The sequence below is a fragment of the Aeromonas fluvialis genome (assembly GCF_000819885.1).
GTDB lineage: Bacteria > Pseudomonadota > Gammaproteobacteria > Enterobacterales > Aeromonadaceae > Aeromonas > Aeromonas fluvialis.
This window is the reverse complement of the sequence record NZ_CDBO01000035.1, coordinates 42,988-64,374: the sequence shown is the minus strand read 5'-3', so window position 1 is coordinate 64,374 and position 21,387 is coordinate 42,988. Positions and strand designations below refer to the sequence as shown.

The 21,387-nt window shown below is 56.3% G+C and carries 18 protein-coding genes and 3 tRNA genes; 6 read left to right on the top strand and 15 right to left on the bottom strand.

The features are described from left to right. Positions 1 to 84: 84 nt before the first annotated feature. Positions 85 to 1,746 carry an MBL fold metallo-hydrolase gene (locus tag BN1125_RS07595; protein WP_042011546.1) on the top strand — a complete coding sequence of 554 codons (1,662 nt, stop codon included), beginning with the start codon at positions 85 to 87 and terminating at the stop codon, positions 1,744 to 1,746. Between the two features lie 210 nt (positions 1,747 to 1,956). Here the strand turns inward: BN1125_RS07595 and BN1125_RS19495 are convergent, their stop codons facing one another. The 8 genes from BN1125_RS19495 to BN1125_RS07560 all read right to left on the bottom strand — a co-directional run bounded on the left by BN1125_RS19495 (position 1,957) and on the right by BN1125_RS07560 (position 10,471). Beyond that, positions 1,957 to 2,148 (bottom strand): DEAD/DEAH box helicase family protein, encoded by a 192-nt coding sequence (locus BN1125_RS19495; RefSeq protein WP_244268479.1) that lies wholly within the window; start codon positions 2,146 to 2,148, stop codon positions 1,957 to 1,959. 120 nt (positions 2,149 to 2,268) lie between these two features. Then, the gene (locus BN1125_RS07590; protein ID WP_042011544.1) at positions 2,269 to 5,502 is read right to left on the bottom strand and encodes a tyrosine-type recombinase/integrase; all 3,234 of its coding nucleotides are present in this window, start codon (positions 5,500 to 5,502) and stop codon (positions 2,269 to 2,271) included. Further along, positions 5,499 to 7,892: a hypothetical protein gene (locus BN1125_RS07585; RefSeq protein WP_052446094.1), complete on the bottom strand. Its 2,394-nt coding sequence runs from the start codon at positions 7,890 to 7,892 to the stop codon at positions 5,499 to 5,501. Before BN1125_RS07585 ends, BN1125_RS07590 begins: the two co-directional genes overlap by 4 nt. Beyond that, on the bottom strand, positions 7,882 to 8,466 hold the full coding sequence (locus BN1125_RS07580; protein ID WP_010674957.1) for a hypothetical protein: 585 nt from the start codon (positions 8,464 to 8,466) through the stop codon (positions 7,882 to 7,884). Before BN1125_RS07580 ends, BN1125_RS07585 begins: the two co-directional genes overlap by 11 nt. 232 nt (positions 8,467 to 8,698) lie before the next feature. After that, positions 8,699 to 9,931: a J domain-containing protein gene (locus BN1125_RS07575; protein ID WP_042011543.1), complete on the bottom strand. Its 1,233-nt coding sequence runs from the start codon at positions 9,929 to 9,931 to the stop codon at positions 8,699 to 8,701. 151 nt (positions 9,932 to 10,082) lie between these two features. Beyond that, positions 10,083 to 10,158: transfer RNA gene (locus BN1125_RS07570), tRNA-His, on the bottom strand. Positions 10,159 to 10,281: 123 nt separating this feature from the next. Further along, positions 10,282 to 10,358: transfer RNA gene (locus tag BN1125_RS07565), tRNA-Arg, on the bottom strand. Between the two features lie 36 nt (positions 10,359 to 10,394). Further along, positions 10,395 to 10,471, bottom strand: a tRNA-Pro gene (locus BN1125_RS07560). A 213-nt stretch (positions 10,472 to 10,684) separates the two neighbouring features. Between BN1125_RS07560 and folD the strand changes: the two genes are divergently transcribed. Continuing rightward, on the top strand, positions 10,685 to 11,539 hold the full coding sequence (folD, locus tag BN1125_RS07555; protein WP_042011542.1) for a bifunctional methylenetetrahydrofolate dehydrogenase/methenyltetrahydrofolate cyclohydrolase FolD: 855 nt from the start codon (positions 10,685 to 10,687) through the stop codon (positions 11,537 to 11,539). A gap of 117 nt (positions 11,540 to 11,656) precedes the next feature. Here the strand turns inward: folD and cspD are convergent, their stop codons facing one another. After that, a complete protein-coding gene (cspD, locus tag BN1125_RS07550) occupies positions 11,657 to 11,875 on the bottom strand; it encodes a cold shock-like protein CspD (protein WP_005300025.1) in 219 nt (72 codons plus the stop codon). A gap of 230 nt (positions 11,876 to 12,105) precedes the next feature. On the opposite strand from cspD, the gene clpS reads away from it, so the two are divergent. Together clpS and clpA are read left to right on the top strand one after the other, a co-directional pair. Continuing rightward, complete coding sequence (gene clpS, locus BN1125_RS07545) at positions 12,106 to 12,423, top strand: ATP-dependent Clp protease adapter ClpS (RefSeq protein ID WP_005337111.1); 318 nt, start codon at positions 12,106 to 12,108, stop codon at positions 12,421 to 12,423. A 59-nt stretch (positions 12,424 to 12,482) separates the two neighbouring features. Then, positions 12,483 to 14,738, top strand: a complete 2,256-nt coding sequence (clpA, locus tag BN1125_RS07540; RefSeq protein ID WP_042011540.1) for an ATP-dependent Clp protease ATP-binding subunit ClpA — start codon at positions 12,483 to 12,485, stop codon at positions 14,736 to 14,738. A 68-nt stretch (positions 14,739 to 14,806) separates the two neighbouring features. Here clpA and infA read toward each other — a convergent pair whose 3' ends face one another. The 3 genes from infA to aat form a co-directional block, all read right to left on the bottom strand. Continuing rightward, positions 14,807 to 15,025, bottom strand: a complete 219-nt coding sequence (gene infA, locus BN1125_RS07535; RefSeq protein WP_005300033.1) for a translation initiation factor IF-1 — start codon at positions 15,023 to 15,025, stop codon at positions 14,807 to 14,809. A gap of 68 nt (positions 15,026 to 15,093) precedes the next feature. Then, a complete protein-coding gene (locus BN1125_RS07530; protein WP_042011539.1) occupies positions 15,094 to 15,810 on the bottom strand; it encodes an arginyltransferase in 717 nt (238 codons plus the stop codon). Then, a complete protein-coding gene (gene aat, locus BN1125_RS07525) occupies positions 15,807 to 16,514 on the bottom strand; it encodes a leucyl/phenylalanyl-tRNA--protein transferase (RefSeq protein ID WP_042011538.1) in 708 nt (235 codons plus the stop codon). Before aat ends, BN1125_RS07530 begins: the two co-directional genes overlap by 4 nt. Positions 16,515 to 16,533: 19 nt before the next feature. Here aat and BN1125_RS07520 point away from each other — a divergent pair, with 19 nt between their 5' ends. After that, the gene (locus BN1125_RS07520; RefSeq protein ID WP_042011537.1) at positions 16,534 to 17,004 is read left to right on the top strand and encodes an outer membrane lipoprotein; all 471 of its coding nucleotides are present in this window, start codon (positions 16,534 to 16,536) and stop codon (positions 17,002 to 17,004) included. Here the strand turns inward: BN1125_RS07520 and BN1125_RS07515 are convergent. From BN1125_RS07515 to ald, 3 genes are all read right to left on the bottom strand, one after another. Next, the gene (locus BN1125_RS07515; protein ID WP_042011536.1) at positions 16,998 to 18,230 is read right to left on the bottom strand and encodes a diguanylate cyclase; all 1,233 of its coding nucleotides are present in this window, start codon (positions 18,228 to 18,230) and stop codon (positions 16,998 to 17,000) included. The two genes, BN1125_RS07520 and BN1125_RS07515, sit on opposite strands and share 7 nt — an antisense overlap. Positions 18,231 to 18,328: 98 nt before the next feature. Continuing rightward, complete coding sequence (trxB, locus tag BN1125_RS07510; RefSeq protein WP_042011535.1) at positions 18,329 to 19,285, bottom strand: thioredoxin-disulfide reductase; 957 nt, start codon at positions 19,283 to 19,285, stop codon at positions 18,329 to 18,331. 196 nt (positions 19,286 to 19,481) lie between these two features. Continuing rightward, on the bottom strand, positions 19,482 to 20,597 hold the full coding sequence (gene ald / locus BN1125_RS07505) for an alanine dehydrogenase (protein ID WP_042011533.1): 1,116 nt from the start codon (positions 20,595 to 20,597) through the stop codon (positions 19,482 to 19,484). Positions 20,598 to 20,747: 150 nt separating this feature from the next. Between ald and lrp the strand changes: the two genes are divergently transcribed. Next, positions 20,748 to 21,239 carry a leucine-responsive transcriptional regulator Lrp gene (gene lrp / locus BN1125_RS07500; RefSeq protein WP_005300047.1) on the top strand — a complete coding sequence of 164 codons (492 nt, stop codon included), beginning with the start codon at positions 20,748 to 20,750 and terminating at the stop codon, positions 21,237 to 21,239. Positions 21,240 to 21,387: the final 148 nt, after the last annotated feature.

Sequence of the window (21,387 nt, the reverse complement as noted above, 5' to 3'; positions counted from 1 at the left end):
CTGAATAATAGTAAAGTTTAACCCGATAACATCGCCTGTTTAGGCAGGTTTTTATCAGCAACGTATCTATGGATGGATAGCTGAATGTTAAAAGTTAATTTTGTTGGGGCCGTTAATAGTGTTAGCGGATCTTGCTCATGGTTGCATCATACGGCAACCAATACACAATTTTTGGTAGACTGCGGAGCTTATCAAGGAGGGGATGAACCTCAATATTGTGATGTGGATAAAAACTACTTTCCTTTTCAACCTGAACAGATTAACTTTGTTTTACTGACGCATGCACATCTCGACCATTGTGGTTTATTGCCAGAGATGGTTGAGCAGGGTTTTACGGGCAAAGTCTATGCGACCAGGGCAACCAAAGAAATTGCAGAGGTGATGTTACGTGATGCCTTGAAAATAAATGGTGGTGATCTGACCTTGCTCAATGGTATTTCATGGAGCGTGGTCGATGAGCAACCATTCAAATGGGGACAAACGCTGTCACTGACTGATGGTTTAAAATTCACTTTCCTGCGCAGTAGTCATATTTTAGGTGCGGTACATATTTCGATAGCCTGGAAAGAGCCGAATCATCCCGAAGATCCCTGGCGTACTATTATGTTCAGTGGTGATATAGGTTGTAATATTGATGGTCATGAATATTTACCGCTGTTAAAGTCAGAGCATTATCCCTATCCCCAGACTGATTATCTTGTGGTTGAATCCACCTATGGCAGCAGACCCAGAGACGCGATGTTAAAATCAAGGGCGCAACGTCTTGCGGCATTATGGCGCGTCATTGATGAGGTCTGCCTTGTTGGGGATGGGATATTACTTATTCCCGCCTTCTCATTACATCGAACCCAGGAGTTGATGTGTGATATATGGCAAGCTATCGAATTAAACCGGCATGCCGTTTTTGATGAGCATGGAAAACCAAGACGTTTTGAATGGTGTGTCCATTCACCATTGGGGCATAAAATCTCAAAAATTTATAGCGAGAGATTGTTCGATAAGTCGTCTAATAATAAACATATGTATTTGAATGACGATCTGCTGCAGTCATTGGGTTTTATAGAGAATGAACGCTTGCAACAATTTTTTGCCGATCGAAACATAGTGACTGATCGTCAAATAATGAGAAAAATTGATACTGGCATAAAAATGAAAATAAAAACGCCAGCAGATTCGATCACTACCCATAAAATTATTATAGCCAGTTCAGGGATGTGCAATGCAGGCCCGGTAGTCGAATACCTTGAGTTATTGAAAGACAATCCCCAAAATGCAATTTTGTTGACTGGATATCAGGCGCAAGGGACCGCTGGTCATAGCCTGTTACAAGCAGCAGGGAAGAACCAGGGCAGTGCCAGGCTAATTGATATGTCAGGCTATTATTCCGCTCATGCTGACCAGAGCGGTTTGCTCGATTTTGTTCTGAATCCGCAAAATGAAAATCTGAAAAAATTTAGTCCTTTGACCGTTTTCATCAACCATGGTTCTGATGAGAGTAAACTGGCACTGCAAGATAAGCTGCGTGATGCTCAATCGCCATCAACCAGAAAAATTAATAATACATACTTGGCCAAGCCACAGTGGTTTGATCTCGATGCAGGCAAATTTTTATCGGATGAGTTGTTGCAAGAGGTTGAATTGACACTGGAACAACAAGTTGCATTGCTAAGTGATGAATTACGGGATATCAAATCACTCCTTAGGCAGGTATTGCGGAAACTACCTGCAGGGACTGACAGGGCGTAGAGACCACATCATTCACGCAGTGAGTAAAATATTGGCCATGGCTCGGGGTAAAAATGGTAACTAAATAATCCTACTCGGATGCATGGCCATCATCGGTGAGCCAGTCAAACGAAGCTGAAAGGAGTGCTCTAATAGCCAAGCCAGTTCGTGCGCCACGGCAAGGCGGTATAGTCGATGGTGTCATCAAGGATGCAGTGATAGGCCGCGGGACTAAAAATGTTGTTCGATGGCCTCGGCAAAGTGGCATGCAAAAACCTGATTGTTATCACACAGAGAGAGAATATCAGCATGATCGGTGCGCTCCGGCGAGGCGGTCAAACCCAGCAAGAAGCGGGGTTGGAAGTGATCCAGTAGTCGCCGAGAGGTATCCGCAGCGGCATGATGAAACTCATCGACTACGATGTAATCGAAATGATCCGGCGCAAACGCCGTAAATGGTGACGCTTGCCTAAGGTCTGGATCGAGGCAAATAACCAGTCAGTCTGATCTTGCTGCTTCCCCTGATTTTTGGCATCCATAAACCTATCGCGCGTCTTTCTGACCGCGCTGATCGCGGGTGTCATCCTTGCCCCACCCCTCAATCTCCTCCTGGGTAAACAACTGTAAACTGATGACGTAGGCGAGCAGGATCAGCACCGGGCTGCTGTAGTGCTCAAAGCGGGCCCCCGGGCCTGATTTGGCCTGCTGTCTGGTGAGGATGCCGTGTTCATCCGGGTGCCGTACCCGCAATATGGCGCGGTTGCGCTGCTGGGGTGTACCGGTTGGCTGGTGCTGGGTGATGCCTTTGGGTAGCCCTCGTTGCCAGGTGGCGAGATCGGCCGGTTTGACGTGCAGGGTGACCTCCAGCCGCTGGGCGGGCAGCAGCCGACAGGTGGTGGCAATAAACGGCTGCAATTGAGCGGGGTCACTGAAGTGGATCCCATGTTTGCTGGTGGTGGTGTGCAGCAGCAGGTAGCGCAACCAGTGGCTTAATGCCACGGGTTCACGGCGATAGAGGCGGCGCGCCGCACTGACCAGTTTGGTTAATGCTTGCTGCTCTGCATGGCTGCGAGGGGCGCCGGGCAGCACCGGTCGTTTGCGATGCTCGGCCAGCAGCCGGGAGCGCTGGCGGCGGGTGCGCAGTTGCCCCAGCGCCCGGGCTTTGCCCAGCCATTCGCTGATCTGGGCGGGCGACAGGTCATAGCCAGCCAGCAGGCTTTGCAGGTTTTTGCCTTGCTCCACCTGGCGCAGTGCATCGACGATGACAAAAAAGTCGATCTTGCGTTTGGGTGGGGGCGGCAGCGGCGAGATCTCGCTGTGCTGCACGGCCAGCAGGTGGAGGTGGCGACGCATCTTGTGTTGCAGCAGTGGCCAGCAGCGAGGGTAGCTGAGCGACCCTTGCCCGAGCCCGCTTTCGCGTAACTGGTTATCGCTCAGCCCGGTGAAGTAGCGGCGCTGGGTGGGTGTCCAGTCAAACTCGGCCTGCTGCAAGCAGCCCGCGCTGATCCAGTCGCACAGGTGCAGGTAGCTGTGCAGGGTGGTGTCTGGTCCCAGGTGACCGGCACATTGCGCCAGTGCCCAATAACTGCTTGGGGCGTGGTCTGCGGTGATGGCGGTCACAATGGCCCGGCACTGGGCAGCGTCCCACGGCAGCACATTAGGCCATAAGCCGACCGGGTGATGATGCAGCGCCAGTTCATGGTGATGCAGCGCCAGCTGCAGCTTGCCTAATGCGCTGTGGCGCAAATGGTGAAACACCAGGTTGTGGCCGCCGCAGGCACGCAGCAGGGTGATGATCGGGGTGGTGATCTGTGAGGGGGTGAGCGGGATCTGGCTGCCCTCGTGGCTGGCAAACAGCAGGGCTTGCGGCGCCTTGGCATAGCGGTTGTGCATTTGATGCACATATTGCTGCAGTCGCGCCGCTTCACTCTGGGTAAGCAGCACGCTGATCGGAATATTGCGCCGGGCACTGGGGCTCTTGCCATCATCGAGCGGGGTATTGCGGACTCGCAGCCAGCCCTCGGGGTGATCATCGATATCCTGCACCCGCAGTTTGATCAGCTCCGACAGCCGCAGCCCGGCGCGCCCGGCCAGCAGGGTGATCATGATCAGCTGTTCTCTCAGGCGGTCATTGAGGCCGGGGTGGGCGGCCAATGCCTGCAGCAGGGTGTTAAATAGCGGTTCGCTGATCAACCCGGCGCGCACATGGGGGTGACTGCGTACCCCATCGAGCAGGCTCTCGGGCAGGGGCGCCAGACCATGGTGCCTGACCCCGTATTGATGCAACTGGGTTAACCGCTCGGCGACATAGCTGGCATGCCGGGTTAAGGTCGCTGGCGAGTCGGTCGCAGGGGGGCCATCCGGGGTGGGGTGATCGAACTGACCCGGGGTAATGGCCGGGTTACGATACTCCTCCAGCAGGGCGTGATAGTGAGCCAGCCAGGTCTCGCCCGACCACTGGCCAATGTCGTGACCATGGCAGCGGGTCAGCCACTGTACCCCGCCATTGGCGAGGTAGGTACGCAGGCTGGAAGGCTTGTTGCGGCGATGTTCAAGGGCATGGCAGCACCAGCCATGCAGGATCAGCTCCGCCAACCCCAGCGCCCGGGTGTCGATGGCGCGCACCGCCTGCAGGCTGGCGGAGGCGGTCATCTTGGTGGTCGCGCTGGCGCGTTCGGCCAGGGCGCGGCGCAGGGACTCCAAAAAGGGCGAAAAATGGCGCCCCCGTTGCCGTTGTGAGGCGGGGGTGGCCAGCTCATCCGGATCTGCCGGCGCAGTCAGGGGCAGCTGGCAGAGGTCGCTGACCGAGGGCAAGTGGCTCTGATGCAGGGCCTGCCAGCTGGCGTGGGGCAGGCTGGTGGCACTCAGGCTGCCGTTGGCCACCCCCACCAGGATCTGCGGCCAGGCCACCCCCGGTTGGCACTCGGCGACGAGGGTGCCAAAGCGCGCCAGCTTATCGAGGGAGGGCAGGGGGTGGGCCAGCCGGGGTCGCAGCCAGAGGTCAAAGCCAGCCAGATCAGCGGGCAAGGCACACTGATGCTGGCCCCGATACCAGCGCCAGAGCAGCCCCAGGGTCGGCAGCGCCGGGAAAAAGCGCCATTCACAGCAAGGCTCATGGCCTGTTGTGGCGTTGGTGGGATGAGGGCGCCCGCGGTCACTGAACGCCAGCCACAGCTGCTGGCCATTGTGCCAAAGTGGCGTGCGCTGGTTGACCGCCAGGGCCAGCTGATAAAGGCGGGCCGCACTGTTGAGCCCGCTGTGCATGGCGGCACTTTGCACAATATCGACCAGCAACTGCTCGCTATCGGGAGTGTTACGTTGGTCGATGCGTGTCAGCCACTGTTGCTGGGCGGCCAGGACTGCGCTGCCGTGTTGTAGCCAACTTTCGCTCTGGCGTTGCGGTCGGCGCTGCACCGTCACTGGCAAGGTGGGCAGGGGCAGCGACCAGCACTGGCGGGTATTGCCCAGATGGAGCAGTTTCACCACCACCATCAGCGCGGCCCGATAGTGCGCCTCGCTGCGGCAGGCCAGCCCCAGCCCCTCGATAAAATGGGGCCACAGGATGCTGAATTGACCCACCTCCGGGGTGGGATGAAATAGCTTGGGCAGGTATTTTTCCAGCGCCGTGAGGGCGATCCGTTCGATCTGTTGCTGCGCTAACCGTCGTCTCTTGCTGCGGGCCTGATGGCCGTGGCGGGGGGCGTCCTCGGTTGCCTTGCGCAGCCGTTCCCGAGCCTCCCACAGGGGATTGCCGTTTAGGGTCTGTGGCCCATTCATCGGCAGCCCCAGCCCGCCAGGGCGGTCAAGCCGAGTGCCTCCAGCCACGTCTGGATCAGCGGCGCCAGTGTCCGCAGGCTTTGCAAAGAGGCGCCACTGAAGGGATGGCCAAACTCCTGTCCCATCTCCTCATGACCGAGCATGGCGTTGATCAGATGGGTAGGCTGCGCGCGTGCCAGCAGCTCTGAGCGCAGGGCGTGGCGGTGCCAGTTGGCGGGCAGGGGTAAGAGTGTGTCGAAGTGATCGCACATCGACTGCACCGTGATGGGGGCGACCTGCCAGGGGATGGTGCTGTCGGTGCTGTCGTCACGTTCAAGCCAAAACAGCATGGGGCGCTGATTATCCCGTGCGGCCTGCGCCGCAGTGGCGGCAGCCTGCAAGCCCGGTGCACGGCTCATCGCCAGCTGGGCCAGGTGATCATCGAGCGCCTGTAATTGCGCCAGCGCCAGCGGGGGCAATGGCACCAGCCGGGCCGCACTGCAGTCGCGGGCTTCTTTGTCGGTCAGCAGCATCACGGCGAGCCGCGGATCATAACTGCGACGCTCACCATACATGTCGGTCACCGGGCGGGCCCCGGTGGCCAGATTGAGGATCAGCAAGGTGTGGCGCACCAGCAGGTTGTGATAACGCGGGTCATACTGGCGGCGCAGGGCGACTATCTCAGGCTGGCTGAGATAGTGCTGATAGGGGGCCAGCAAGGTGCGCAGTGTCGCACTGTCGGGATAGAGCCGACTGCCGATTGCGGTGTCCGGTGCCGGGGTGGCGTCGGTGGCACAGCCCAGCTGGGCCAGATAGCTGTGCCACACCCTGAGCACCGCCTCATGCTGGAGGTGGCTGTAGGCCAGCGGCGCGCATTGCTGGGCGGTTTTCCCGCGCAGCAGACCGCTGATCGCCTCATCCACCTGATGGCGTTTGAGCCACTGAGCCAGGTAACGGCTGAGCTGGGCCAGGGTCAGGGTGAGGCGGTAGCGCTGACACAATTCGCCAAGCGTCTGCTGCAGCATCTGGCGGGTCACCGGCTGCCACCGATCATCGACAATCAAGGGGCGCAGCTGCTCTGGGAGCGGCAATAACAGGTAAAAATGCACCTTGGGCAGCAAGGCGTTCAAGCCCCGGTGCACCTGACTGTTGGCCACCTGATGCCAACGCTGCAGCGCAAAGTGCGTTTCCAGGCACCAGATCCCGTTGTCATTGAAGTGCTCCTCATCCTTGCCAAAGGCACGTCCGGGGCCAGGCCACTTGGCAGGCCCCCGGGTCCACACCGGTAACTGGCCAAGCGCTGGCCAATCGAGCCCCAACACCAGCATCGCCAGCAGTGCCAGCATGGCGGGTTGATGCGCCGCTCCTTTGCACAGTGCCTTGACCAGGGTGGTGATATCACGCGCCTGCGCGCAGCCCGGATCACAGGGCAGTAACTGCGCGCGCAGCGACATGCTCAAGGCCACCGACTGACTCTGCTGGGCGCGAGCCTGCCAATCCATCAAGGGGGGGACCGCTTCGAGGTCATCGCCTTGCTGGGTGATGAGCCAAGTCTCTTGATCGGTTGGCCTATCGCGCTGAATTTCCAGCTCCCCGTCGCTGAGCCCGCGCCGTCCCTGATGGGTGAGCAGGGCACTGATGCGGGAGATCTGCACCTGATCCTCGGCCAGGGTCAGTGGACTGAACTCCAGTTTTTGATTGGCATGCTCACGGTGGGCACCGCCCCCCCGTTGCTGCTTGACGCGCTGCTCGACCAGCCGCTCAAGTACCCGCAGCAGGGTATCGACCTGACCGGTCAGGGTCTTGTTGTTGGCAAATTCGGGGCGTTGATCCTCGATCGCCGTGATCAGGGTGTCGAGTGGCAAGGTGAGATCGAGCTTGGACAGAAACACCAGCAGCGAGCCGCGGCGCTGATCGGCCGCCAGACGGACATTGCGCAGGGCCGCATCGATGGACCCATCTTCCCGGATCTGCTCGCTCAGATTCAGGCGAGTGAGGGTGATCGCCGCCAGCAAGGTCAGCTTTTTGAAGAGGGCAAACAGCGTCGCATTGAGGGTCACCCCGTGCTGCAACTCGGCCAGCACACAATCGACAAAATAATATTTACTGAGGGTTTTTTGCTGTTTGAGCTGACCACGCAGGGCCCGTGCCGCACTGTCTTGCTGTGTTAACGAGCACGGTGGTTGCATCGCATCCGGCTGCACTGACTGTGCCATGGCATCGAGCCGCTGCGTCAGCCACTGCCGATCCGCTGCCAGCAGCTGATCAAACTCGCGGCCCAGGTCGATATCTTCGGCAATTGCCTGGCACAGCTTATGAGCGATCAGTGAATGGTCGCGGGTCAACGCGACCGGAAATAGCAGCTGCCAGACCCGTTCGGCAGGATCAAGGGGCGCCGGATCAATGATCACACTGTGCCGCTTGCCACTGGCTGAAAAAAGCCGGCTCTGCCACGGGGTCTTCCCGGTGGACACGGCCCTGCGTCAGGTGCCTGGCCTGATGGGCCAGTTGAGCACGGCTCAACCCCAGCCAATCGGCAACATCCTGTTGCGACAGCTTGCTGGTCTGACCGAACAGCCGCTGGCGGGCGGCCTGATCCAGCGCCTGGTTGAGGACGCGGCGTCCCCACTCAGGCACCGTCCCGTCGGGGGATAACTGCATATAGCGCAGCAGTTCGGCGCACAGCATGGCCTCTAGTTTGTCATCAGTTAACGTGACCTGGGTCAGTGGCAAGCCGGCGGGGGGCTGATCGAGCGCAGGCCACCACAATAGCGGCAACAACGGGCCGAGCAGGGTGATCTGATGGCCGCGCTGATCGGGGCGTTTGCATCGCTCGCTGACCAGCAGCGGGGTCAGGCTGGCGATCCGGGTCAACGGCGAGGGACGTCGCAGGGCGTCATGCAGCGGGTATGAGCTCGCCAGCGTCGCAAAGCGGGCGAGCATGGGGTGCAGGGTAAAGGCATCATACTGGGTTGATAAATGCATGCGTCCAATCAGCGTGAGGCAGATAGCCCCTACATTAGGGAGCCAAGCGAATTTGGCTAGTCGTTCGACGGGGAGGATGGGTAAAAAATGATGAGATTGCGGAGGTGATCACAAAGCGGGGTGGGGCGTGTTGCCAGCGCGGTCACATCCTAACTACGGGCTCTTGTCGGCGGGATGTGGTCAAGGCCCATGGCGGTCCCTGACCACAACCGGTGTTAAGTCAGCGAAACTGTCAGCGAAACAGCGAGTCCAGATCGAAGCCATCATCCCAGAAGGCGTCTTGCTGCGCATTCAAGCGGGCGGACAGATAGGGCTTGAGGGTCTGCAAGGAGCGGATCTCGGCCAAATGCTGCTGGAGGTCGTCAATATCTTGCTCCAGATAGGCACGATGCTCGGCAAACGCCGCCTCGGTCTTTTTCTTGGAGCGTTGTTTGAACCGTCTGAGCACCACCGCCAGCAGGCCCTGCTCCGTCTCGAGATAGTACTGACGTTCGAGGTCGCGCAGCCGCCGTTTGAGCAGCGGATTGATGTAGGCCAGATTGTCGGCACTGAGCAGGCTCTCCGACTCAGGCAGATGGGTATGTGCCAACTGCAAGAGGGTGAACATCTCCTGATGCTCCCAGGCGTGGCTAAGCTGACCCATCAGCTGGTTTTTTTCCTCACGTTTAACCGGATCTGGCTCGCGATCGGGGTGCAAGGCCATGGCCAGCTTGCGATAGAGCTGCTTTAAGCTGGATTTATCAAACAGCGCATCGACCTGGCCGGCGGCGTGCTCCGGTTCATCGTCTTCGAATGCGTGATCAGCAAAGGGATTGTCCTCGTCCTCGTCCTCATCGATCCCCTCGAGATCCCAGTCAAAGGAGACGTCATCACCTTCCTCACCCGCGTCGCCATCGTCTTGGTCGGCGGAGTGCGCCTGGGCCCGAGCATTGAGCATGTAGTCGCGCAGCTGGTGCGGGTCGCGTACGAATGCCCGCAACTGTTCCCGGTCGTCGGGGGCGTGGCCGCAGGCCTCCATCAACATGGCGTACATCAAATCGCACTGCTGCTCGATCATCTCCTCATCCATGAGTGCGCTGCTGTTGGCCTGCAGGTCGATGGCGATGGCTTCAAGATCCAGCTCCCCGCGAAAAGGGTTGGACTCGAGGTAGCTAAACAGCTCGTGGATCCAATCATGCAAGGTCTCGCGCTGCCACTGGGTAAAGCTCTTGCGCGCAGTGAAGGTGGTGAGGCGCTGGCAGAGCTGATAGATGAGGGCACACTGCTGGCGCTCGAGCGGTTCGATCTCGTGGCAGAAACGGTCATAGATAGCACGCCCGTCGCTGGCGAACTTGTCCATTTTGGCTTGCTGCTTCTCGATGGCGTGCCAGTGACGATGAAAGAGGTCGAGCGCGGGGTTGGCGCTGGCGCGAGGAGGGGATGCACGGCGAGAGGATTTGTTGCTGCGTGGCTTGATCAGGGACATACAGGTCGCCTCCTTGGGACACTGGTGTGATCGCGTTAAAAACAAAAAACCGGCACAAGGCCGGTTGGAGTTGTGCGAGATAGCACAGTGTCAGCGAGGCTGACGGGCTGACGGTTATGACCCCGGAGGAGCAGAACGCAACAGCGAAAAATGGGGTGGCTGATGGGGCTCGAACCCACGACAACCGGAATCACAATCCGGGACTCTACCAACTGAGCTACAGCCACCACAGAAACTTTTGCCATCAGTGTGTGCCAAGGGCTTGCCAAGGCGAACAAGGGTGAGGATAGCGAACGGGGTGAAATCACCAGTTAACACGCCTAACCACTTGATTTACAACACATAATTAATGGCACGCCCTACAGGATTCGAACCTGTGACCCACGGCTTAGAAGGCCGTTGCTCTATCCAACTGAGCTAAGGGCGCTTTGTATTGATTTGTCGTAAAACAAATCAATGAACTTGGTCGGTGATAAAGGATTCGAACCTTTGACCCTCTGGTCCCAAACCAGATGCGCTACCGGACTGCGCTAATCACCGAAAATCCCTGACCAGCATATCGACATGCGTCGTACTGGGCAACGGGCGGGCATCATAGCCAAGCGTAAGGGGCAGCGTCAATGACTTTTTCCCCCAGTAAATTCAAGTGTCTACTTATTGCCCGCTACAGGTCTGGCGTGCGTCTGCCGCTAACATCCCGGCTAAAAAAATGCGACAATGCGCGGCAGTTGAACACATGGTGAGTGGAGAACGATGTCTGCCAAAATCATAGATGGAAAACAGGTTGCGCAAACGATTCGCAACCAGGTCGCGGCGCAAGTCCAACAGCGGTTGGCAGCAGGGAAACGGGCTCCAGGGTTGGCAGTCATTCTGGTGGGGGCGGATCCCGCCTCTCAGGTTTATGTCGGCAGCAAACGCCGGGCCTGTGAGGAGGTGGGTTTTCTCTCCCGCTCCTATGATCTGAGTGCCACTGCCAGTCAGGAAGAGCTGCTGGCGCTGATTGACCAGCTGAATGCGGATAGCCACGTAGATGGCATTCTGGTTCAGCTGCCGTTGCCTGATCACTTTGATACTACTCAGGTGCTGGAGCGGATCCAGCCTGACAAGGATGTAGATGGATTCCACCCGTATAACGTCGGCCGTCTGGCCCAACGTATTCCGGCGCTGCGCCCCTGCACTCCGAAAGGGATCATGACGCTGATCGAGACCACCGGCGTGAAGACGCACGGTCTGCATGCTGTCGTGGTGGGGGCGTCCAACATAGTGGGGCGTCCTATGACCCTCGAATTGCTGCTGGCGGGCTGCACGACCACGACCTGTCACCGCTTTACCCGGGATCTGGAAGATCAGGTACGCCGTGCCGATCTGCTGGTCGTCGCGGTTGGTAAAGCCAACTTTATTCCGGGCGAGTGGATCAAGCCCGGGGCGCTGGTGATCGATGTGGGCATCAACCGCTTGGCGGATGGCTCGTTGGTCGGGGATGTGGAGTTTGAGACGGCGCGCTGCCATGCCTCTTTCATTACCCCGGTACCCGGTGGCGTTGGCCCGATGACGGTGGCCAGCCTAATGGAAAATACCCTGATCGCCTGCAGTGACTATCACGACTGATCATGGTTGGTGATAACCCTTTTATCCCGTGAGGAGGCAGGGTTCGCCAGAAATCTGACAATAAAAAACCGGTTGCTCACAGAGGAACCGGTTTTTTATTTATCCAACGGGTGTTATTTACATATTTTGTGCTTCGTTTGGCACAATCACAGAGGCGTGATTTCCTTTCGGCCCCTGTTGCAGTTCAAAATTGACGGCCTGACCCGCTTTCAGGGTCTTGTAGCCCTCCATTTGAATCGTGGAGTAGTGAGCGAAGATATCCTCACCGCCTCCTTCCGGACAGATAAACCCAAATCCTTTTGCGTTGTTAAACCACTTAACTGTGCCGGTTGCCATACTTCTACATCCTTATTATTGATTACCCAGAAGTCGTTGAGTAACCTGCGCCAGCCCATTATAACTAGGGACATGAGCCCATAGCAGACGGGCACAGATTAGCAAGTAACCAATCTAGTCTAACTTTTGAGCGAGTCAAGGAGTTGTTAACAGCTCATGTGATCTGGTTAACAAGTCTATTGACAACCTTGTGTTAGACGGTAGTAATCTAGAGGTACCAAAGCGCGATTATGAGCAAGCAGAAAGAACTCTTTGCTAATGAAGAGATTGCAGAAGCAGAGAAAACAAAGCTGCAGCCGCCACCCATGTATAAGGTTGTGTTGAACAACGATGACTACACACCCATGGAGTTTGTGGTGGAGGTGCTGCAAAAGTTCTTTGGTATGGATTTGGACAAGGCGACTCAGGTCATGCTGAGTGTGCATTATAGTGGTAAGGGTGTCTGCGGCATGTTTACCGCAGAGATCGCCGAAACCAAGGTTGTCCAAGTCAACACCTATGCACGTAACAACGAACATCCACTGCTCTGTACTATGGAAAAGGCTTGAATCTGATGACTTGATGGCGAGTGTGACACCACATTGTAGCTGTACTAGGGGAGGTGCCTATGTTGAATAAAGATCTAGAAAAGACGCTGAACGAGGCTTTCAAACTGGCCCGTGACGAGCGCCACGAATTCATGACCGTCGAGCACCTGTTGTTAGCCCTTCTGGATAACAGTTCAGCCCATGAAGCGCTGAGCTCCTGTGGTGCCGATGTCGAGCAGATGCGCAAGGAGATCCGCGCATTCATCACTCAAACAACCCCGCTTATTCCACGTGATGACGAAGATCGTGAAACCCAGCCGACACTGGGCTTCCAGCGCGTGTTGCAGCGTGCCGTCTTCCATGTGCAATCCTCCGGCAATACCGAAGTCAGCGGTGCCAATGTGCTGGTCGCTATCTTCAGTGAACAGGAGTCACAAGCTGCCTATTTCCTGAAAAAAGCCGAGATCAGCCGTCTCGACGTCGTCAATTTCCTCTCCCACGGGGTGCGCAAGGACAACAAGCCGGATCTCGGCAACAATAACAATCCCGAGTCTGATGATGATGTCTCGGCCGCACAGATAGAAAGCTTTGCCACCAACCTGAACCAGCTGGTGCTGGAAGGACGCATCGATCCGCTGATTGGCCGCGATCAGGAGCTCAACCGTACCATTCAGGTGCTCTGCCGCCGTCGCAAGAACAACCCGCTGCTGGTGGGTGAAGCGGGCGTGGGTAAAACCGCCATTGCCGAAGGTCTGGCCTATCGCATCGTCAAGGGGGATGTGCCCGAGGTGATTGCGGGCAGTACCATCTATTCGCTGGATATGGGGTCTCTGCTGGCGGGCACCAAATATCGCGGGGACTTCGAGAAGCGCCTCAAGGTACTGCTCAAACAGATTGAGCGTCAGGAAGGGGCCATCCTCTTTATCGACGAGATCCATACCATCATTGGCGCCGGTGCGGCATCCGGTGGTCAGCTGGATGCGGCCAACCTGATAAAGCCGCTGCTCTCCAATGGTTTGCTCCGCTGTGTGGGATCCACCACTTATCAGGAGTACGCCCAGATCTTCGAGAAAGACCGTGCGCTGGCCCGTCGCTTCCAGAAGATCGATATCGTCGAGCCGACTATCGATGACACCACTCGTATCCTGATGGGGCTCAAGAGTCGCTATGAAGCCCACCACGGCGTGCGCTATACCGCCAAGGCGATCCGTGCAGCTGCCGAGCTCTCTGCCAAGTACATCAATGACCGTCATTTGCCCGACAAGGCGATCGACGTGATCGACGAGGCGGGTGCTGGTCAACGGTTGCTACCTGCGAGCAAGCGCAAGAAAGTGATCAATGTGCAGGAGATTGAGTCCATCGTAGCCAAGATAGCCCGCATTCCTGAGAAATCTGTCTCATCCTCTGATAAAGAGGTGCTGAAGCACCTGGAGCGCAATCTCAAGATGGTGGTCTTTGGTCAGGACAAGGCCATTGAAGTGCTGGCTGATGCCATCCGACTATCACGCTCAGGACTTGGCAACGAGCGTCGCCCGGTTGGTTGCTTCCTGTTTGCCGGTCCTACCGGTGTCGGTAAAACAGAGGTGACCCAGCAGTTGGGCAAGGCATTGGGTGTCGAGATGCTGCGCTTTGATATGTCCGAGTACATGGAGCGTCACACTGTTTCACGTCTGATTGGCGCGCCTCCCGGTTATGTCGGTTTTGAACAGGGGGGGTTGTTGACCGATGCGGTGATCAAGCATCCCCACTCGGTGGTGTTGCTCGACGAAATTGAGAAAGCGCATCCGGATGTGTTCAACCTGCTGCTGCAGGTGATGGATAACGGTACGTTGACGGACAACAACGGGCGCAAGGCCGATTTCCGTAACGTGATTCTGGTGATGACTACCAACGCCGGTGTGCAGGAGACCCAGCGCAAATCGATTGGTTTCCAGCAACAGGATTTGAGCCACGATGCCATGGCGGTGATCAACAAGACCTTCAGTCCGGAGTTTCGTAATCGGCTTGATCACACCATCTGGTTCAACCATCTCGATATGACGGTGATCCATCAGGTGGTCGACAAGTTCATTGTTGAGTTGCAGGTTCAACTGGATGCGAAGGGAGTCTCCCTCGAGGTGTCCGAGCGTGCCCGCCACTGGTTGGCGGAGAAGGGATATGACAGAGCCATGGGCGCCAGACCGATGGGTCGGGTGATCCAGGAGCACCTCAAGAAACCCCTGGCCAACGAGATCCTGTTTGGCGCACTGGTTGACGGGGGGATTGTGAAGGTTGAGTTGGTAAATGACAGCCTCAGCTTTGATTTTCAGGTCAATGTTGAAGCTGTTTCCCACTAAGCGTCAGTGATCAGAAAACGACAAAAAACCCCAACCGAAAGGTTGGGGTTTTTTGCTGAATTCCTGGCTTAGCGAGAGCGGAAAACAATACGTCCCTTGGAGAGATCGTAGGGCGTCAGTGCTACCGTTACTTTGTCTCCAGTCAGGATACGAATGTAGTTTTTGCGCATCTTGCCGGAAATATGAGCGATAACCACGTGACCATTCTCCAGTTCCACACGGAACATGGTATTGGGCAGGGTTTCGAGAATAGTGCCCTGCATCTCAATACTGTCTTCTTTAGCCATTGAATCCTCTTGATAAGCCACAACAAAAAACCGCTGGATCATGCCGGATTTAAGGCTATGTGTAAAGTTTACTCGGTCTTGCTATCGATATTTTTCCATTCCCCCTGGAACAGCACCTCATGGGGAAGGTAATTACGTTTGTAATTCATCTTTCGGCACGCCTCCACCAGATAGCCGAGATAGAGCCAGCTACGTCCGGTGCGTTTGGCCAGATCCAGCTGTCTCAGTATGGCAAAGGTGCCGAGCGAGCGGTCGGCATAGTCGGGGTCGAAAAAGGTATACATGGCGCTCAGGGAGTGGGGAAGCAAGTCTGTGGTGGCCACGCCGACAAGGCGTCCCTCCTTGCGCATCTCCAGATAGAGAGGGGGCATCCAGTCACAGTGAAGGAAACCGCGGTACTGTTTTCGATTAGGTGGATACATACTGCCATCCTGATGACGTTCGCGGATATAGCGTTCATACAACGCATAATATTCTGGCTTGTCATCGTAGCTCAGGACGATCTCGATATCCCTGTTCAGCTGGCGGATGCGTTTTTGCCCTCGGCTCGGGCGAAACGCCTCGCTGTGAATACGCAGTGACTGGCAGGCATGGCAAGCGGGGCAGTGTGGCCGGTAGATGTCGTTGCCGCTACGGCGAAACCCTGCTGTCAGTAGACGCTCATAGCCGCTGGCATTGAGCAGGCTGTGATCCATGAGCACCAGCAATTGCTCCTGCTCATGGTCCAGATAGCTGCAGGGATGTTTGGGGGTGAGCCCAACCTTGAGGATCACTTCTTCGGTCATAACCAGATCTCTCCCTCTTGCCAGCAGGAATCCAGCAGTGGTTGATGACTCAACTGCGCCAGTTCAGCCAGAAAACGCCTTCTCGGCCACTCTTCGATACCCAGCGTTGCCAGAAATGGATTCTGCATCTGACAATCAATGAGTGCTCCACCATGGCGTGAAAAGTGACGACAGAGTGCTACCATGGCCAGCTTGGCGCCGTTATCAATCCGGCTGAACATGGATTCACCGCAAAACAGTCGGCCGATAGAGAGGCCATACAGCCCCGCTTGCAGCTCACCCTCCTGCCAGATTTCGATAGAGTGGGCATGACCCAGCCGGTGCAGTTGCTGGTAGGCTTCGATCATGGGTTGGCTTATCCAGGTGCCATCAGCGGTGCGACGAGGGGCGGCGCAGGCGGTGATGACTTCATTAAAGGCGCGATTGACGGAAATATCGAATGGGGTTTTGCGGATAATCTTCTGCAAGGTACGTCCAATATGCAACAGGTCTGGACGTATTACTCCACGGGGGTCCGGTGACCACCAGAGCGTCGGCTGGTGGGGGTCATTCCATGGGAAGATCCCCTTGTGATAAGCTGCCAGCAAGCGAGCAGGTGAGAGATCTCCCCCGATCGCCAACAGACCATTGGGCTCTTCCAAGGCATGCGAGGGGTCGGGAAACCAGCAGCGCTCATCATCCAGTTGGGTAAGATAGCGAGACATAAGGCAACGAGGTTCATAGATGAAGGCCATTATCCTGATAGTATCCAGCTTGCTCTGCTTTGTCACTGCGCCCGCCGGGGCGGAGGTTTACCAGCGCAATACCGCGCGGCCGGTCAATCAGGTGGTGTTTGGCCAGGTTGAGACGGTGCGCAATATCACCCAGCGCCAGATCCTGGAGTCCGAACACTCCGGTTGGAAGACGCTCGGCGGTGCTGTACTGGGTGGCCTGCTTGGCAACCAGTTTGGCGGCGGTCATGGCCGTGAAATTGCCACCGCCGTCGGTGCGCTGGCGGGGGCTGCGGCCATGCAGCAATACCAGTCAGGGGGGAGCGTTGTGGAAAATAAGCTGGTGGAGCTGCTGATCCGCAACGAGCAAAATGCCCTTATCAACGTGATCCAGGATTATGATCCCGCCATGGTCTTTGCCAATGGTGACAAGGTACGTATTCTCTATTTCGATGATGGGGTGCGGGTAGATAAAAGCTATTGATGCTCTCGCTGCATGATGCAGTTGCGGCCAGCGTGTTTGGCCTGATAGAGCAGCTGGTCGGCATCGTTGAGCAGAGTGCCGATCTCCTCTGCAGGGCTGTTGGTGATACCAAAGCTGATGGTGATCGAAAAAGTGGTGCTGTCTACGCGGATCTCTTCCCGTGAAATCGCCACTCTGAACAATTCCAATTGCTCAAGCAGGTACGAAAAACGCGTCTGTTTAGTGATAATGCAGAACTCTTCACCGCCGAGCCGGGCAACCAGATCTTCCTTGAAGTATTCCCTTAACTTTTCCGCGACCAGTTTCAAAACGATGTCACCAACCTGGTGGCCGTACTGGTCATTGACGCGTTTGAAGTGATCGATATCGAGTACGCAGGCGGTCAGCTGAGATTGCTGTTTCAACCATTTATTGGCGTGTTCAAATAGAAAGCGGCGATTGTAGAGGTTGGTTAGATAGTCACGATTGGCGGTATCGCGGATGGTATCCATCAGCTCCAGCGTCTCCAGATTATGGTCAACCCGGCAGTAGAGCTCCTCAGGGGTGAAGGGTTTGCTCAAAAAGTCATTGGCTCCCAATTTGATGAAGCGGGCCGAAAGGGTTTTGTCTTCAGAGCTGGAGAGGCCAAGAATGGCAAGCGACTGTTTATCGAAGAGCTCCCGCAATCGGCGGATCAGTTCTATGCCATCCATCTGCGGCATCAGATAATCTGTTACGATCAGGCGAATAGCGGGATGTTCTCTGAGCAGTTGCAATGCCTGCTGGCCAGACTCTGCTTCAAAAACGGTCAACAGCTGGCGACGTAGCAGGTTGGCAATGTGGTGGCGTGACATCATGGAGTCATCGACTACCATGGCTTTTATCGTACGGTTATTGGAGAGGCGTCGCACCATGCTGACAGTGTATTGAGCACTGAAGCGGGAATCCTTGATGATGTAGTCGAGAACGCCTTGCTCGAGCCAGTAACGTCTGGAGTCCTCTGATAGGTTGGCGGTCAGGATGATGACAGGCACCCCGCGAGTCAGTAATGCGCTGGCGGCTTCACCATGAGGTGCATCGGGTAATGTCAAATCGACCAGCGCCACAAAATAGTCATCATGGCGTTTGGCCAGACACTCGGCCAAGGTATAGACGGCATCGACTTCCAGATTGATATGTTGGCGGATAGCTTGGGCCAACATACGACTGATGGTTTGGCTATCTTCCACCAGAAGAATTTTGTTCATTACGCGAGTTCCCTACCAAGATATATTGTCCAATATGGCAAAAGGTATACCAGATAATACCTTTTGCCACTCATCGCTCTGTCGTAATGGATAAGCGCTTATTGCGCTTGCGCGTCGAGGTAGCGTTCGGCATCCAGGGCTGCCATGCAGCCGGTACCGGCGGAGGTGATGGCCTGACGGTAGTTGTGATCGGCCACGTCGCCGGCAGCAAACACCCCTTCAATGCTGGTCTGGGTGGCAAAACCGTCGAGGCCGCCACGTACCTTCAGATAGCCGTTTTGCATCTCCAGCTGGCCATCGAAGATCTGGGTATTGGGCTGGTGGCCGATGGCGATGAAGACGCCCATCAGCGGCAGCTCGCTGGTGCGGTTATCCTGAGTGTTGCGCAGGTGCACACCGGTGACCCCCATCTGATCGCCCAGCACTTCGTCCAGGGTCTGGTGGGTATGCAGCACAATGTTGCCGCTTTTGACCTTGTCGTGCAGACGCTTGATCAGGATCTTCTCGGCACGGAACTCGTCACGACGATGAATGAGGTGCACCTTCTTGGCGATGTTGGCCAGATACAAGGCTTCTTCAACGGCGGTGTTGCCGCCGCCGATCACGGCCACTTCCTGATTGCGATAGAAGAAACCGTCACAGGTGGCGCAGGCGGAGACGCCACGTCCCTTGAAGGCCTCTTCAGAGGGAAGACCCAGGTATTTGGCGGAGGCACCGGTCGCGATGATCAGCGCATCGCAGGTGTATTCACCATTGTCCCCCTTGAGGCGGAACGGACGCTGGGTCAGCTCGACGCTGTTGATATGATCGAACAGAATGCGCGTATCGAACTTTTCTGCGTGGGCTTTCATGCGCTCCATCAGCGCCGGGCCGGTCAGCCCTTCCGGATCGCCGGGCCAATTCTCTACCTCTGTGGTAGTGGTCAGCTGGCCACCTTGCTGCATGCCGGTAATGAGCAGCGGATTGAGGTTGGCACGGGCGGCGTAGACGGCAGCAGTATATCCGGCTGGGCCTGACCCTAAGATCAGCAATTTGCTGTGAATGACTTGGCTCATGATGTGATTTCCGAGACGTGATGAGTTTGCGAGATTGTAGGTAATTCGTGATCCGGGGTCAAAGGCCAGTGAGTCGATTGTTTCAATCGCCTTCCTGCATCGCGGTACAGTCCCGTTGGGCATAAAAAAGAGATAAAAAAACCGCCCATCGCGGGCGGGTTTTCACTCATCGTTGACTGGCTAGCGCCAGCGCGGATCAGTTCAGCAGGGTAAGGGGATCCGTATAGGCAAGGCCATGAGCTACGGCAACTTCCTTGCAGGTGAGCTTGCCCTCCATCACGTTGAGGCCATGACGCAGGTGTACATCTGACGACAGGGCATCGCGGTAGCCTTGCTGGGCCAGCTTGATGATAAAGGGGAGGGTGGCGTTGTTGAGTGCCACGGTCGAGGTACGGGCCACCGCGCCCGGCATGTTGGCAACGCAGTAGTGCACTACGTCGTCGACGATGAAGGTGGGATCCTCATGGGTGGTGGGGTGCGACGTCGCCACACAGCCACCCTGATCGATCGCCACATCGACGATGGCCGAACCCGGCTTCATACGTGCAATGTGGTCACTGCTGACAAGTTTTGGCGCAGTAGCGCCAGGTACCAGCACACCGCCGATGACCAGATCGGCCGCCAGCAGATGGCGCTCCAGCGTCTCGCTGTTGGAGTAGACCACCTTGGCCGCACCCTGAAACTCGTTATCGAGACGACGCAGGGTCTCGACGTTGTTGTCCAGGATGGTCACATCGGCACGCATACCAATGGCCATGCGGGCTGCATTGGAGCCGACCACACCGCCACCGATGATCACTACCTTGGCCGGTTCGACACCGGGTACCCCGCCTAGCAGCATGCCGCTGCCGCCACGGGATTTTTCCAGCGCTTGGGCACCAGCCTGAATAGACATGCGTCCGGCCACTTCCGACATGGGGGCCAGCAGGGGCAGACCGCCACGGCCATCGGTCACGGTCTCGTAGGCGATGCAGATGGCCCCGCATTTCAGCAACGCCTCGGTTTGCGGCAGATCCGGTGCCAGATGCAGGTAGGTGAACAGGAGCTGGCCCGGTCGCAACATGGCACATTCGACAGGTTGGGGTTCCTTGACCTTGACGATCATCTCTGCCTTGGCGAATACCTCGACGGCAGAGGTCAAAATTTCGGCGCCGGCAGCCGTATAATCTGCATCGCTAAAGCCAATGCCATTTCCGGCACCGCTTTGGACGAAAACAGTGTGGTTTCGTGCTGTCAGTTCACGTACACTGGCCGGAACCATGCCTACGCGATACTCATGGTTTTTTATCTCTTTAGGTACACCGATAATCATGCTATCCCTCGTCTATCGATTGGTGGTTTATGTTGCTGAAATGTTAGGCAACATTTGCGCCTAGTATATTCAGGTATTGACAGGATTTGTGACCATAATTATAAAATGAACGGTGATTCTTACCAAAAAATAGCCAAAGGATGGAATTAAATGATGGAAGCTAAGAGTCGGCTAAAGGATTTGGACAGGATTGACCGCAACATTCTCAATGAACTGCAAAAGGATGGCAGGATCTCGAATGTTGAGTTGTCCAAACGAGTTGGTCTGAGTCCCACACCGTGTCTGGAACGGGTTCGTCGTCTCGAGCGACAAGGCTATATCGAAGGATATGCCGCGATTCTGAACCCTCATTATCTGGATGCGTCGTTGCTGGTTTTTGTTGAAATTACCCTCAATCGCGGGGCTCCTGATGTGTTTGAACAGTTCAACAAGGCTGTTCAGGTACTTGAAGAGATCCAGGAGTGCCATCTGGTATCAGGGGATTTTGACTATCTGCTCAAGACCCGAGTCAGCGATATGTCGGCTTACCGCCGTCTGTTGGGGGAAACCCTGCTGCGTCTGCCCGGTGTCAACGACACCCGCACCTACGTGGTGATGGAAGAGGTCAAACAGAGCAGCCGTCTGGTTATCAGCACCCGATAACGCAGATTATGCCGTAGTATATTTTCCATACGAGACACCATGACAGTCAGAAACGAGCGGCCAGTCCGCTCGTTTCTTCTTGTAAAGAAGCGTGCAAATTTAGCCCCGCCCCATCAGAGACTGGCTGACAATCGATGGGCTTTTCGGG

Bases quoted from the DNA above. Each gene is read 5' to 3' on its own strand.
- infA (WP_005300033.1), bottom strand. From the start codon at position 15,025: ATGGCTAAAGAAGACAGTATTGAGATGCAGGGCACTATTCTCGAAACC.
- clpA (WP_042011540.1), top strand. From the start codon at position 12,483: ATGTTGAATAAAGATCTAGAAAAGACGCTGAACGAGGCTTTCAAACTG.
- cspD (WP_005300025.1), bottom strand. From the start codon at position 11,875: ATGGCAACCGGCACAGTTAAGTGGTTTAACAACGCAAAAGGATTTGGG.
- BN1125_RS07580 (WP_010674957.1), bottom strand. From the start codon at position 8,466: ATGCATTTATCAACCCAGTATGATGCCTTTACCCTGCACCCCATGCTC.
- clpS (WP_005337111.1), top strand. From the start codon at position 12,106: ATGAGCAAGCAGAAAGAACTCTTTGCTAATGAAGAGATTGCAGAAGCA.
- BN1125_RS07590 (WP_042011544.1), bottom strand. From the start codon at position 5,502: ATGAATGGGCCACAGACCCTAAACGGCAATCCCCTGTGGGAGGCTCGG.
- BN1125_RS07515 (WP_042011536.1), bottom strand. From the start codon at position 18,230: ATGAACAAAATTCTTCTGGTGGAAGATAGCCAAACCATCAGTCGTATG.
- folD (WP_042011542.1), top strand. From the start codon at position 10,685: ATGTCTGCCAAAATCATAGATGGAAAACAGGTTGCGCAAACGATTCGC.
- ald (WP_042011533.1), bottom strand. From the start codon at position 20,597: ATGATTATCGGTGTACCTAAAGAGATAAAAAACCATGAGTATCGCGTA.
- BN1125_RS07595 (WP_042011546.1), top strand. From the start codon at position 85: ATGTTAAAAGTTAATTTTGTTGGGGCCGTTAATAGTGTTAGCGGATCT.
- BN1125_RS07575 (WP_042011543.1), bottom strand. From the start codon at position 9,931: ATGTCCCTGATCAAGCCACGCAGCAACAAATCCTCTCGCCGTGCATCC.
- BN1125_RS07520 (WP_042011537.1), top strand. From the start codon at position 16,534: ATGAAGGCCATTATCCTGATAGTATCCAGCTTGCTCTGCTTTGTCACT.
- BN1125_RS07530 (WP_042011539.1), bottom strand. From the start codon at position 15,810: ATGACCGAAGAAGTGATCCTCAAGGTTGGGCTCACCCCCAAACATCCC.
- lrp (WP_005300047.1), top strand. From the start codon at position 20,748: ATGATGGAAGCTAAGAGTCGGCTAAAGGATTTGGACAGGATTGACCGC.
- aat (WP_042011538.1), bottom strand. From the start codon at position 16,514: ATGTCTCGCTATCTTACCCAACTGGATGATGAGCGCTGCTGGTTTCCC.
- trxB (WP_042011535.1), bottom strand. From the start codon at position 19,285: ATGAGCCAAGTCATTCACAGCAAATTGCTGATCTTAGGGTCAGGCCCA.